10 protein-coding genes are annotated in these 13183 nt (G+C 71.3%); 8 read left to right on the forward strand and 2 right to left on the reverse strand.

Features of this window, described 5'->3' with window-relative positions; translation table 11 throughout:
• The first annotated feature begins 11 nt into the window (after positions 1 to 11).
• On the forward strand, positions 12 to 791 hold the full coding sequence (locus tag PZB75_RS02355; protein ID WP_275533612.1) for an SGNH/GDSL hydrolase family protein: 780 nt from the start codon (positions 12 to 14) through the stop codon (positions 789 to 791).
• 329 nt (positions 792 to 1120) lie between these two features.
• Positions 1121 to 2359: an aminotransferase class V-fold PLP-dependent enzyme gene (locus PZB75_RS02360; protein WP_275533613.1), complete on the forward strand. Its 1239-nt coding sequence runs from the start codon at positions 1121 to 1123 to the stop codon at positions 2357 to 2359.
• Between the two features lie 108 nt (positions 2360 to 2467).
• On the opposite strand, the gene PZB75_RS02365 is transcribed toward PZB75_RS02360, so the two are convergent.
• Complete coding sequence (locus tag PZB75_RS02365) at positions 2468 to 3265, reverse strand: DeoR/GlpR family DNA-binding transcription regulator (RefSeq protein ID WP_275533614.1); 798 nt, start codon at positions 3263 to 3265, stop codon at positions 2468 to 2470.
• Positions 3266 to 3558: 293 nt separating this feature from the next.
• Between PZB75_RS02365 and PZB75_RS02370 the strand changes: the two genes are divergently transcribed.
• The 5 genes from PZB75_RS02370 (at position 3559) to PZB75_RS02390 (ending at position 10483) form a co-directional block, all read left to right on the forward strand.
• A complete protein-coding gene (locus PZB75_RS02370) occupies positions 3559 to 4509 on the forward strand; it encodes an SIS domain-containing protein (protein ID WP_275533615.1) in 951 nt (316 codons plus the stop codon).
• Entirely contained in the window at positions 4502 to 5479 is a 978-nt protein-coding gene (locus PZB75_RS02375; protein WP_275533616.1) for an ROK family protein, read from the forward strand. The genes PZB75_RS02370 and PZB75_RS02375 overlap by 8 nt, the downstream gene beginning before the upstream one ends.
• Positions 5476 to 6408: a hexose kinase gene (locus PZB75_RS02380; protein WP_275533617.1), complete on the forward strand. Its 933-nt coding sequence runs from the start codon at positions 5476 to 5478 to the stop codon at positions 6406 to 6408. Before PZB75_RS02375 ends, PZB75_RS02380 begins: the two co-directional genes overlap by 4 nt.
• Entirely contained in the window at positions 6389 to 7225 is an 837-nt protein-coding gene (locus PZB75_RS02385; protein ID WP_275533618.1) for a class II fructose-bisphosphate aldolase, read from the forward strand. The genes PZB75_RS02380 and PZB75_RS02385 overlap by 20 nt, the downstream gene beginning before the upstream one ends.
• Positions 7226 to 7999: 774 nt before the next feature.
• The gene (locus PZB75_RS02390) at positions 8000 to 10483 is read left to right on the forward strand and encodes an RICIN domain-containing protein (RefSeq protein ID WP_275533619.1); all 2484 of its coding nucleotides are present in this window, start codon (positions 8000 to 8002) and stop codon (positions 10481 to 10483) included.
• 82 nt (positions 10484 to 10565) lie between these two features.
• Here the strand turns inward: PZB75_RS02390 and PZB75_RS02395 are convergent, their stop codons facing one another.
• A complete protein-coding gene (locus PZB75_RS02395; protein WP_275533620.1) occupies positions 10566 to 11612 on the reverse strand; it encodes a LacI family DNA-binding transcriptional regulator in 1047 nt (348 codons plus the stop codon).
• A 232-nt stretch (positions 11613 to 11844) separates the two neighbouring features.
• Here PZB75_RS02395 and PZB75_RS02400 point away from each other — a divergent pair, with 232 nt between their 5' ends.
• Positions 11845 to 13140: an extracellular solute-binding protein gene (locus PZB75_RS02400; protein ID WP_275533621.1), complete on the forward strand. Its 1296-nt coding sequence runs from the start codon at positions 11845 to 11847 to the stop codon at positions 13138 to 13140.
• Positions 13141 to 13183 lie beyond the last annotated feature (43 nt).

Here is a 13183-nt window from a genome sequence, read left to right on the forward strand (position 1 = left end):
ATCGCACCGCCATGGACATGAATGCCTCATACACCAGTCTCGTCACGATCGGCGACTCGTTCACCGAGGGGATGTCGGACCTGCTGCCGGACGGTTCGTACCGCGGCTGGGCCGATGTTCTCGCCGCGCGCCTCGCGGCCCGTGAGCCCGGGTTCCAGTACGCCAACCTCGCGGTACGCGGCAAGCTGATCGGCCAGATCGTCGACGACCAGGTGGGCGTGGCGGCCGCCATGCGGGCGGATGTGGTCACCCTGGTCGGCGGGCTGAACGACGCGCTGCGGCCGAAGTGCGACATGGGCATGGTGCGCGGACGCCTGGAGGAAGCCGTGGAACGGCTCGCCCCTTCGTGCGGGACGCTCGTCCTGATGCGCAGCCCGGGGCGCGACGGCTCGGTGATGGAGCGTTTCCGCCCGCGGATGGAGGAGTTGTTCTCCGTCGTCGACGACCTCGCGGGCCGGTACGGGGCGCTGGTGGTCGACCTGTACGGGGCGCCCGTGCTGGGCGATCCGCGGATGTGGGGCGTCGACCGGCTGCATCTGACGGACGAGGGGCACCGCAGGGTCGCCGAGGCCGTGTGGCAGACGCTGGGGCTGCCGCCGGAGGAGGACTGGCGGGCCCCGCTGCCGGCCGCCGTGCCGGCCAGATGGGCGACGCGACGTGCCGAGGACGTCCGTTTCGCGCGGGAACACCTGGTGCCGTGGATCGGGCGGCGGCTCACGGGCCGGTCGTCCGGCGACGGGCGCCCGGCCAAACGCGCCGAGCTGCTGCCGTACGAGGTACCGGGCCCGTAGACCCCGGCCCGCGTTCACCGTCCGGCCGCCGGACCGGTGGCCCACCCCGGCCGTCGACTCCGAAGCCGCGGCCCCGCTTCCGGACCGCATGATCCGGTCGCGCTCAGCTCGACGCTCCTTCGCGGGGTGCGGCCCGTGCGGAGTGGGTCCGGCCGGTACCGGGTGACGAGCGCCGTACCACGACACCTGATCAGAAGACGATCAAGGCATGCTCGCAAATGATCGAAGTAAGCTACTCGCGCGCAAATCTCATCGTCTCCGGGTGGCGCACCGCAGGACCGCGCTGCCCCGGTCGGCCGATCGTTCCTGCCCAGCCCGTTCGGAGCCCCATGCGTACGACACGTGTCCCCACTCCACCGCTTCCCCTCGAACTGGCCGACGGCCGCCCCGCCGCCGCTGCCTGGTCGCTCGATCCGGCGATCACACACCTGAATCACGGGTCGTTCGGGGCGGTTCCGCTCCTGGCCCAGGACGAGCAGAACCGGCTGCGCCGGCAGATGGACGCCTCCCCCGTGGAGTGGTTTCCCGCGCTGCCCCGGAGAGTCGCGGCCGCGCGGAGCGCGATCGCCGGCTTCCTACGGGTGCCCGTCGACGATCTGGCCCTCGTGCCCAACGCCAGCGCGGGGGCGAGCGTCGTCTACGCCGGAACCCCCGCGCGACCCGGCGGCGACGTCGTGGTCACCGATCACGGCTACGGCGCCGTGACCATGGGGGCCGAGCGCCTGGCCCGGCGCTGGGGCGGCCGGACACGCACGGCCCACGTGCCGCTCGACGCGGACGCCGACACCGCCTACGCATGCGTCGTCGGGGCGCTGGGAGAGGCGACCGGCCTCCTCGTCATCGACGACATCACATCCGCGACCGCCCGCCGGATGCCGGTCGCGCGGATCACCGCCGAAGCCCGCAGACGCGGCATCCCGACCCTCGTGGACGGGGCGCACGTGCCCGGACTGGCCGAAGAGCCCCTCGCCGGCCTCTCCTGCGACTTCTGGGTCGGCAATCTGCACAAGTTCGGCTGCGCCCCGCGCGGCACCGCGGCGCTGGTGGCGCGCACCGGACTGCGCGACGGCCTCCATCCGCTGATCGACTCCTGGGGAGCCCGCGAGCCGTTCCCCGACCGCTTCGACACCCAGGGGACCGTCGACGTCACCAGCTACCTCGCCACGCCCACCGCCCTCGGTTTCATCGAGGACACCTGGGGGTGGGAGGCGGCCCGCGGCTATATGCGTGAACTCGCCGACTACGCGGAGCGGATCATCGGTGCGGCGTTCTCCGACCTGACCGGGGAGAACTGCGCCGTCCGTGTGGGCATGCCGGTCAGCGCACTCCGGCTGGTGCGGATTCCCGCGCCGTTGGCCGCGACTCGCGCGGAGGCCGACGCGCTGCGGGACCGGGTGGCGCGGGAGTTGGGGGTCGCGGCGGCCTTCACCAGTTTCGGGGGCGTCGGCTATCTGCGCCTTTCGACGCATGTGTACAACACGGCCGCCGACTTCGAGCACTTCGCCGAACGCTGTGTCCCCGTGCTCGGCGCCTGGTCCCGCGACCAGGTCCGCGGTGGGCGGCCATGACATACCGGGACGCCGTCGCCCCGGGACCCTTCCGGCGTGCGGAGCGGTCCGGCCCCGTCCGGGGCCCGTCCGGCCGCTCGGGAGCCCGTCGGCGTCGACGGCGGTCCGTCACACCGCGATCACCTTGATGCCGAGGTCGGTGAGGCGGGCGGCCATGTCGGAGGGCACAGCGGAGTCGGTGACGATGACGTCGATGTCGTCGAGCCCGCAGATCCGGGCGAAGGCCCGTTTCCCCAGCTTCGACGAGTCGGTGACCACGACGACGCGCTGCGCGCGTTCGGCGAACAGCCTGCTGATGCCGGCCTCGTCCTCCTGATGGGCCATCACGCCGAGCTGGGGGTCGAGCCCGTCGATCCCCAGGACGGCCACGTCGAGCACGACCTCCTTCAGCACGCCGGCCGTCAACGGACCCACGAGCTCGTAGGTCTGGGGGCGGGCCACGCCGCCGGTGACCACGATCTTGACCTGGGGCCGCACGGCGAGTTCGCCCGCGATGTTGAGCGCGTTGGTGACGACGGTGAGCAGGGGTGCCGGGGCGTCGGCCGCGTTGCGTCGCCCTCCGCCAGCCCGCAGTGCCAGCGCTCGGGCCACTTCGGTGGTGGTCGTTCCGCCGTTGAGCCCCACGACGTCTCCCTCGCCGACGAGTTCGGCGACGGCGACGGCGATGCGCTGTTTCTCCGAGGCGTGCCGGGAGGACTTGTACCGCAGGGGCAGTTCGTAGGAGACGCCGTGCGCGATGGCACCGCCGCGCGTCCGGACGAGCATCTTCTGCTCCGCGAGTTCGTCGAAGTCCCGCCGGACGGTCGCGGGTGAGACCTCCAGGGTGGCGGCGGTCTCGTCGACCTCCAGTCTGCCCTCGGTCGCCAGCAGCTCCAGCAGCGCGTTCCACCGCTCATGTTTGGACATGTGTCGGAGCTCCTTGACCCTCGTTCCACGCACGCGAGCGCCCCAGGTGTACCTGTGGGGCGTCTCGTCGACGAGTGGGGAGCGTAACGCGTGCGCGGAGGAGCCCGCAGCTCAGGGGCTCCTCGCCCGACGGCCGCCTGCCCCGGCCCGCTGGACCGCGAGCCGCCGTTCCGCCATACTGCTCGCATCAAATATGCTCCATACTGCTTGAACAAGGCAGCGTTCGAGCATTTTCGTGCATCGAGATCAGGGTGCGCCCGTCATGGGCCCGTCCTTCCGAGGAGCCATTCCGTATGTCCACCACCGCGTCTTCCCGTACCGCCGTCGAGATCGCCTCGCAGCCGGACACCTGGCTGCGGGCCAGGGACTCACTCGATCTGTTCTCGGACGTCCTGCCGCGCCGTGGCGAGCGTGTCGCCGTGGTCGGCTGCGGAACCTCCTGGTTCATGGCCCTGGCCTACGCGGAACTCCGTGAGCGTGCCGGCCACGGTGAGACGGACGCCTTCGCCGCCTCGGAATTCCCGCACGGGCGCCGGTACGACCGCGTGCTGGCGATCAGCCGCTCCGGTACCACGACCGAGGTCCTGGAGGTCCTGGCCCGGGTCAAGGGCACCGCGCAGACCGGGGCGATCACCGCCGACGCGGAGACTCCCGTGATGCGGGCGGCCGACGGTGTCGCCGTGCTCGACTTCGCCGACGAGGAGTCGGTGGTGCAGACCCGGTTCGCCACCACCACTCTGGCCTTGCTGCGCGCCCACCTGGAGGCGTCCGGAGCGCTGCCGGACGGTGTGCGTCCGATCGAGCGGGCGGCGGCCGACGCCCGGCGGGCGATCGCGGTGGACCTGGACGCCGCGGTGAGCGCTGCCGAGCAGTTCACCTTCCTCGGCAGCGGCTGGACCTACGGCCTGGCGCTGGAGGCGGGCCTGAAGATGCGCGAGGCCGCGGGGGCGTGGACCGAGGCGTACCCGGCCATGGAATACCGGCACGGCCCCATCAGCATCGCCGGTCCCGGCCGCGTCACCTGGGTCTTCGGTCCGGTCCCGTCGGGGTTGGCCGCCGAAGTCGCCCGGGTGGGAGGCACGTTCGTCGCCGGCTCCGGCAACCGCCCCGACGATCTCGACCCGCTGGCGGACCTCGTCCTGGCCCAGCGGCTGGCCGTCCGGCTCGCGGAGGCGCGGGGCTGCGACCCCGACCGCCCGCGCAACCTGACCCGTTCCGTGATCCTCGAGAGCCGCGATGCGTGACGGCACCCACGGCGCCGACTGCGTCATCGCACTGGACGTGGGCGGCACCGGCATGAAGGGGGCCCTGCTCGACCGCGACCTGAAGACGCTGAGAACCGTGCGCACGACGACACCCCGCCGGTCGGGTCCGGACGCGGTGATCGCCGGGATCGGCGCCGTTCTGCGCGACCTCGACAGGAGTGCCGCCGCGCGCGGGCTGACCGTGCGCGGAGCGGGGGTGGTGGTCCCCGGCATCGTCGACGAGGAAACCCGGACTGCCGTCCACTCGGCCAACCTCGGCTGGCGTGACCTGCCACTCGCCGCCCTGCTCGAAGACGCCTCGGGCCTGACCGTCTCACTGGGGCACGACGTACGGGCCGGCGGAGCGGCCGAATGCCGCCTCGGCGCGGCCAGGGGCGTGCGGGACGCCTGCTTCGTCCCCATCGGCACCGGCATCTCCGCGGCCGTCCTCCGCGACGGACGCCCGGTCCGGGCACACGGCTACGCGGGCGAACTCGGCCATGTCGTCGTGGAACCCGGCGGGGAGCCGTGCTCCTGCGGAGCACGGGGCTGTCTGGAGACGGTCGCCTCGGCCATGGCGATCGGTGCGGCGTACAGCGCGCGCTCCGGCCGCCGGGTCGAAGGGGCCGCCCCGGTGGCGGCGATGCTCGCACAGGGCGATCCGGACGCCCGGTTCGTCTGGGACCGGGCGGTCGAGTCCCTGGCCACCGCGTTGGCGACGGTGACGACGCTGCTCACACCCGAGATCGTCGTGCTCGGCGGTGGCCTCGCCGAAGCCGGTGGTCTGCTGATGTATCCGCTGCGGGCCTCCCTCGCCCGGCGGCTGACGTTCCAGCGGCGACCCGAGTTGGTCCGCGCCGCGCTCGGAGACATGGCGGGATGCCTGGGGGCCGGGCTCACCGCGTGGGACGCGGTGGAGGCGAGTTCCGCTCGGCGCCCCCTGGAGGGGGCGCGGGTGGCGACGTCATGATCCTCACCGTCACGCTCAACGCGGCTCTGGACATCACCTACCACGTCGATGCCCTGGTCCCGCGCGCCTCGCACCGCGTCGGCGAATCCTTCTCCCGAGCGGGAGGCAAGGGCGTCAACGTCGCACGCGTCCTGTCCACGCTGGGACTCCCCGCCGTCGTCACCGGTCTCGTGGGCGGGCCGACCGGCCGTGCGATACGGGACGATCTGCACGCTGCGCGGCTGACCGACGAACTGGTGCCCATGGAGGGCGACTCGCGACGCACGGTCGCCGTGGTGTCGCGCGAGGACGGCGATGCCACCGTCTTCAACCAGTCCGGACCTCAGGTCGGCACGGCGGCGTGGACGGACTTCGTCGCACGGTTCACCCGTCTGGTACGAGACGCCCAGGTCGTCGTCCTGGCCGGCAGCCTTCCTCCCGGGGTACCGGCCGACGCGTATGCACGGCTCACCCGTCTGGCCGACGGCGCCGGAGCCCTGACCATCGTGGACGCCGGCGGGCCGACCCTCCTCGCGGCCCTCGGCGCACACCCCACCGTGGTCAAACCCAACGCGGCGGAGCTGACCGAGGCCACCGGCCACGACGACCCGGCAACTGCCGCCGAATCCCTGCGGGAACTCGGCGCCGGAAGCGTCGTCGCGTCACTCGGCCCGGACGGGCTCCATGCCGTCACGCCCGAGGGGACCTGGCGCGCCACCCCTCCTCGGCGGATGGCCGGGAACCCGACGGGAGCCGGGGACGCCTGCGTCGCGGCGATCGCCGCCGGGCTCCTCGCCGCCGAGCCGTGGCCGGTCATCCTGCGTGAAGCCGTGGCGCTCTCGGCCGCCGCCGTGGCCTGTCCCCTGGCCGGCGACGTCGACGCCGGCCTCTACCACCAGTTCCGTACGTCCGTTCCCGTGGAGAGAACCCATGCCCCTGTCGACCACTGACGAGCTCATAGAACCCGCGTACTCCGCAACCTCGGGCGTCGGCGCCTTCAACGTCGTACAGATCGAACACGCCGAGGCCATCGTCGCGGGAGCGGAGAGCGCGGGACTCCCGGTCATCCTCCAGATCAGCGAGAACACCGCTCGTTACCACGGATCGCTCGCGCCCATCGGACTCGCGTCTCTCGCCATCGCCCGTGACGCACGCGTTCCGGTCGCTGTCCACCTCGACCACGCCGAATCGACCGACCTGGTCCGCGAGGCCGTCGCCCTCGGTTTCACATCCGTCATGTTCGACGCCTCCAGGCGCCCGTACGACGAGAACGTGCAGGCCACCCGGGAGATCACGGACTACTGCCACCGCGCGGACGTGTGGATCGAGGCGGAGCTGGGCGAGGTCGGTGGCAAGGACGGCGCACACGCCCCGGGTGTCCGCACCGATCCCGGGGAGGCGGCGTCCTACGTCGAGGCGACAGCCGTCGACGCCCTCGCCGTGGCCGTCGGCAGCTCGCACGCCATGCTCACCCGCGACGCCGTCCTCGACTTCGAGCTCATCGCACGGCTACGGGCCGCTGTCGGCGTTCCCCTCGTCCTCCACGGCTCGTCCGGGGTGGCCGACGCGGACCTCGCCAGGGCGGTCGCGGCCGGCATGACCAAGGTGAACGTGTCCACGCACCTCAACCAGGTGTTCACCCGGACCGTGCGCGACCACCTCACCGCCCACCCCGCCACGGCCGACCCCCGTACGTACCTCGGCCCCGCACGGGACGCCGTCGCGGCGGAGGTGGCGCGACTCCTGCGCGTGCTCGCGGGTCACTGACCCCGCTGCGGGCGCGGGACCCCACCCTGACCGACCGCGCCCGCACCGGTCGTCCTCCGTCCCCGCCCGGGACGGCATCCCCCGGACACGACCGTGGTCGCCACCCGCAGTCCGGAGGGAAGCCGGACACTCCTGTGGTGCTCCCTCGCCGGGTGGGCCGGGAGAGCGACGGCCCGAAGGCGGCCCGGGGCCGCGGTGCCCAGGTCGGGGCCGTGGCGAGACGCGTCATCCGTACGCTCCGGTGTTCCGGGGTGACGGCGTGAGCCGAGGAGCACACGGCCACAACCACCTGCCGCCCTTCGGTCCCGCGCCGAAGGGCTTCCGCGGCTGTCCGGAGCCACGACGTCCGGAACCGGACGAACCGCCCGACCGGGACCCGCCTGCACGAACCCTCGTAATGACGCGCAATACTCCATCACGCATGCTCGAAACAGCGCGTTTAACCGCTTCGATGCGCAAAATATTGCACGCACCTCTTGTTTTACCGATCGCGGACGCCATACCTTCAGCTGACCGACGAGCCCGGCGCGGCAGGACGGGACGGCGGGGCTGTGGCCTCACGCGGCCCCTGATACGCGGACGGTCGCGGGAAGGCGTGGTCGGCCGGACCGGCTTTCACGGTGTCCGACCGGGCGTTCCGTCCGCGCCACGCGTCGGCTTCGCCGGCATTCCGGGTGTACACGCTCCGGGCGTCCCATGCCGAGGAAGGCGTCGCCCGACGGGCCCCCGCCCCGCTCAGTCGTGGCTCCATCAAGAAACGGAGTACCTGTACCTGTGGCAACCCTGAAGAGAAGACTGGTCGGCCTGCTCGCCACCACGGCCCTCGCCGTGGTGGCGAGCAGCCAGTTGACAGCGGCACCTGCGTCGGCCGGCTCGCCTGACGCCACCTATACCGTCTCCGTCGGGTCGAAGGGTTCCTGGACCCATCCCGACGACACCCCGGCCGCCGGATACATCGACAAGGACGGCACGTTCTACTTCCAGCAGGCCCACGCTCTCTACGGTGCGAATGACTCCCGCACCTGGGACTTCTTCACGGGCGCGAATTTCGACACGACCGTCCGCTCCGGCGCGATCAGTGACGCCGTCGACCCCGCGAACTCCAAGAACCGCAACAACGACACCACATGGCGCTGCAACAACAGCCCCACCGGCCTCAAGTCCACCCAGGCCCCGGCGGGTTCGAGTTACGCGCAGAAGAACTACTGCGATCTCGCGGGCGTCTGGGTCGACCCGGACACCGGTGACTGGTACGGCCTGGTGCACAACGAGTTCACCCCGCAGCCCTTCGGCGACGGTGTCCACTTCGACGGCATCGACTACGCGGTCTCCAAGGACCAGGGCCGCACCTGGGCGATCAAGAACCACGTGATCACCTCGCCGTACAGCACGACGCGGGGAAACACCACCGCCTTCCCGCAGCAGACCTACCACTACGGTGACGGCGACCCGCGCCTGTTCGTGGACACCGCCTCGGGCTACTTCTACGCCTACTACGGTTCGCGGGTCGTCGAGAAGGGCGGCGGCTGGAAGGCCTTCCACGCCCATGTGGCCCGTGCCCCGATGTCCGGCAAGATGGCGCCCGGCACATGGCAGAAGTGGTACGACGGCGCCTGGTCCGAGCCCGGTGTCGGCGGTCGGGAAAGCAACATGGTGCCCGTCGGCTCATCGAACACCACGGGGTACACCCCCGTTTCGGGCGAGTACGACCCGCGCAACAGCGGCACGGTGAGCCAGCAGGTCGCCGCCGGCACGATGCCGCCCACCTCGCCCCTGTTCGTCATGGACATCACCTACAACGCGCATCTGGGCCTGTACATCGGCCAGCCCCAGGCCGTGGACCAGAGCGGGTCGGCGCCGCAGCAGATCTACGCCACCGACAACCTCGCCGAGCAGAAGTGGTTCCTCCTCGGAGACACCGGCACCTACACCAACGCCTCGTGGTACCGCTGGTTCCTCGACGGGGTGAACAGGACGAGCTCCGGAATCGTCGGCAAGAACTTCCGGTCCTACTGTTCCTTCGGCTGTTCGGACGGCTCATCCAGCGAGTACACCAACCTCACCGTCAACACCTCCGCGGCCGCCGCGCCCGTCGACACCACCCGGGCCTACCGGATCTCCTCCGCGGGGGGCCGTGTCCTCGCCCAGGTCTCCGGCGGCTCCGCCACCACCTCCCTGGCGTCGGCCACCGGTTCCGGCCTGGAGTCGTGGATCTTCACCTCCAACAGCGACGGCTCGTACCGCATCTCCAACGCCGGCACCGGACAACTGCTCGGCGTCGGCTCCACGTCCAACACCGCCCGCGCCTGGGGCACCAGGCCCACCGTCACCGCGGCCGGCACCGGCGGCCCGGACGTGGGGCAGCAGTGGTTCGTCATCCCCGGGGCCTCCGCCTCGGACGGCAGCCCCACCGGCACGTACAGGATCGTCAACCGTTACAGCGGCCTCGTCATCGGAATGTCCGGCGCCTCCGGCCGTCTCGCCGAGACCACTCCCACCCGCGGTTGGAGCGACACCACCGGCGGCACGGTCGGCGGCTCGCGCACGGCGGGCGAGCAGGCCCTGACCCTCTCGTCCACCGGTCCCGCACCGAAGCGGGTCACCGTCAACCAGCCCGGTGACCAGTCCAGCACCGTGGGCAAGGCCGTCGGCCTGCGGATCGACGGCACCGACTCCGCCGGAGGGGCGCTGACCTACACGGCCACCGGTCTGCCGGCCGGCCTGTCGATCAACCCCTCGGGGCTGATCTCCGGAACGCCCACCACACCCGGGGCGTCCACCGTCACGGTCACCGCCTCGTCCGGCACGACCCGCGGATCAGCCTCGTTCACCTGGTCGGTGGCCCCCGTCCTCACCGGCACCCGGACGCTCTTCACCGGCGGCAAGGCACTCGACGACCCTGACCACAGCACCACCCCCGGCACCCCGCTCATCACCTGGAGCCCGAGCGGTGGCGCCAACCAGAGCTGGAGGTTCACGCAGCAGTCCGACGGTTCCTACCGGATCGCCAACACCGAGTCCGGCCTGTGCGCGGACGTCGACGGTGGATCCACCGCGGCAGGCGCCAAGGTGATCCAGTGGACCTGCACCGGGGGCAGCAACCAGCGCTGGACAGTGAGCCTGCGGGCGAACGGCACCTACACCGTCGCGTCGGTCAGCAGCGGACTGGTCCTCGCCGCGGGCTCCTCCACCGACGGAGCCCCGGTGACCCAGCAGCCCGACACCGACTCGCCCCTGCGGCAGTGGACGATCGGCTGACCGAGCCGACCGCACCACGACGGACGGTGGTACGCCGGGGCCGAGCGCACCGCGCCCAGGACCCCGGCGTACCACCGCGCGCTCAGTGCTCGCCGGCCTTCTCGCGCGCGGGCGAGGTGCTGGCGCGGACGACGAGCTCCGGTTCGACCGAGGCGGGTTCGTGTGCCGCTCCGGGGTCGTTGATGTGCCGCAGCAGATGGCCGACCGCGAGCGCGCCCATCTCCTCGAAGGGCTGAGCCACTGTGGTCAGCGAGGGCGAGCAGTACTCGGCCAGGGCGATGTCGTCCACACCGATGACGGAGATGTCCTGCGGGACGCGTCGCCCCAGCTCGTGCAGGGCCCGGATGACACCGAACGCCATTTCGTCGCTCGCGGCGAACACCGCGGTCACTTCCGGGATGCGGGCCAGGATCAGGCCGTTGCGGTAGCCGGAAGAGGGTGACCAGTCGCCCTTCAGTATCGGTGGGACGGTACGGCCCTGAGCTTCGAGCGTCTCGCGCCAGCCATGGATTCGATTGACGGCGTCGAGCCATTCGCCGGGGCCCGACACGTGCCAGACGGTCTCGTGGCCCAGGTCGAGCAGATGGCGCGTGGCGAGCCGGGCCGCCTGCGACTGGTCGACCGCCACGACTTCCGACGCGGGCGTGCGCGACCCGTCGACCGTCACGGTGGGGAGCGAACCCGTCAGTTGCTCGATGCGCGGGCTGACGTGGATCAGCGGGATGGCCAGGATGACGCCTTCGACGCTCTGGTCGGCCAGCCGCGAGAGTGCCGCCTCGACGGCGGAGGTGTCCAGCGACGCGGTGGAGGCGATGGAGACCGAATACCCGGCCGCGCGCGCGGCGTTCTCGATGCCGAAGGTCAGGTTGAGGCGTGAGTAGAACGCCGTCTGCAGGTTGACGACGCCGATCGTCCGGCTGCGTCCCGACGACAGGATCTGGGCCGCGCTGTTCTTGCGGTAACCGAGGCGTTCGACGGCGGCGAGTACGCGCGCGCGGGTTTCGGCGCGCACGTTGACATGGCCGGACAGCACCCGCGAGACCGTCTGCGGCGAGACTCCCGCGGCCTGCGCCACGTCGGTCATGCCCGGCGGCTTCCTGGCTTCTCCCTCGCCCATGGCTGTGCCCATGCGTCCTGCCTCCTCTCTCAGGGTGTCTGGGCGAATGATAGCGGCACCATGCCGCAGATCATGTGGTCAAGCGAATCTCCTCGGAACTATTGGCATCGATAACATTCTCTGCCATAGTTCCGGCCATACCTGCGAGGACGACGGCCTGGGCCGCCCTCGTTGCGGAGCGATCTCGCAGCTGACCCACCGGCGTTCCCGCGGACCGGTCCGCCCACGCACACAAGGAGGGGCCATGAAGGCATCCCGTACTGGAACCGTCGCGACCGCCGCGGTCGCGGCGCTCGCGCTGGCGCTCGCCGGCTGCTCGTCCACCGAGGGGGACCAGGGCTCCGGATCGTCGAAGGAGCTCACGTTCTGGGGCTGGTCGCCCGGCTACGCGGACGCTGTCAAGGCGTTCAACAAGAGCCACCCGGACATCAAGGTCACGTACCAGGAGGTACAGCCCGGGGCCAAGGGCGGGTACCAGAAGATGCTGAACGCGGTCCAGGCGGGCAATGCCCCCTGTCTGGCCCAGGTGGGGTACGAGACTCTCTCCAGCTTCGCCGCGCAGGGCGCGCTCCAGGACGTGCACGAGCAGGCCGAAGGCGATGAGTCGGACTTCCAGCCGGCTGCCTGGCAGTCCGTCCGGCTGGGGGACGCCGTCTACGGGGCGCCCGTCGACACCGGCCCGATGGCGCTGTTCTACAACAAGAAGGTCTACGACTCGCTCGGACTGAAGCCCCCGGCGACCTGGAGCGAGTACCAGGAGCAGGCCCAGAAGATCCACGCCTCCGACCCGCACCGCTACATCTCCTCGCCCTACCTGAACTACGACTACGCGGGCCTGTCCTGGCAGACGGGCGCGAGCTGGTTCGGGGTGAAGGGCGACTCGTGGAAGGTCGACCTGGCTTCCGAGGCCAACCAGAAGGTGGCCGCCTACTGGCAGGGGCTCGTGGACGCGGGCCTGATCAGCGGTGCCCCCATGTACGACCAGGCGTGGTACGCGGGTCTTGGCAACGGTAACATCGCGACCGTCGTCGGGGCCGTCTGGCAGGCCGGCGTGATCAAGGGCGGCGTGAAGGACGGCGCGGGCGACTGGGCCGTGGCCCCGATGCCGCAGTGGAAGGCCGGAGAGAAGGCCGTGGGCAACGCGGGCGGCTCGGCCACCGCCGTCCTCAAGGGCTGCGAGTCCACCGACGCGGCCTGGACATTCGCCCACTGGCTGAGCACCGACCGCACCGCCTACGGCGACCTGGTGACCAAGGCGTCGCTGTACCCGGCCGCCGTCGCACTGCTGGATCTGCCCCAACTTCAGGGGAAGGACCCCTACTTCGGGGGACAGCCGATCTACGACGTCTTCGCCAGGGCGGCGGCCGACGTCACCCCCGGCTGGACCTGGGGTCCGATCATGACCAAGACCACCACCGACCTGGACGACGCACTGGGCAAGGCCTGGGCCGGCAAGGGCACCCTCAAGGACGCGTTGGTGACGGCCCGGACCAAGACGGTCGCCGAGCTGAAGAACCAGGGTCTGAAGGTCGCCGAGTAGCCACGCACGACAACCGGCGGCCGGTCAGGACGAGCCCGCCCGG

This window comes from Streptomyces sp. AM 4-1-1, from assembly GCF_029167625.1.
In the GTDB taxonomy this organism is placed as follows: domain Bacteria; phylum Actinomycetota; class Actinomycetes; order Streptomycetales; family Streptomycetaceae; genus Streptomyces.

Coding starts and splice junctions, on each gene's coding strand:
- PZB75_RS02355 (WP_275533612.1), top strand. CDS start 12: ATGGACATGAATGCCTCATACACCAGTCTCGTCACGATCGGCGACTCG.
- PZB75_RS02360 (WP_275533613.1), top strand. CDS start 1,121: ATGCGTACGACACGTGTCCCCACTCCACCGCTTCCCCTCGAACTGGCC.
- PZB75_RS02365 (WP_275533614.1), bottom strand. CDS start 3,265: ATGTCCAAACATGAGCGGTGGAACGCGCTGCTGGAGCTGCTGGCGACC.
- PZB75_RS02370 (WP_275533615.1), top strand. CDS start 3,559: ATGTCCACCACCGCGTCTTCCCGTACCGCCGTCGAGATCGCCTCGCAG.
- PZB75_RS02375 (WP_275533616.1), top strand. CDS start 4,502: ATGCGTGACGGCACCCACGGCGCCGACTGCGTCATCGCACTGGACGTG.
- PZB75_RS02380 (WP_275533617.1), top strand. CDS start 5,476: ATGATCCTCACCGTCACGCTCAACGCGGCTCTGGACATCACCTACCAC.
- PZB75_RS02385 (WP_275533618.1), top strand. CDS start 6,389: ATGCCCCTGTCGACCACTGACGAGCTCATAGAACCCGCGTACTCCGCA.
- PZB75_RS02395 (WP_275533620.1), bottom strand. CDS start 11,612: ATGGGCACAGCCATGGGCGAGGGAGAAGCCAGGAAGCCGCCGGGCATG.
- PZB75_RS02400 (WP_275533621.1), top strand. CDS start 11,845: ATGAAGGCATCCCGTACTGGAACCGTCGCGACCGCCGCGGTCGCGGCG.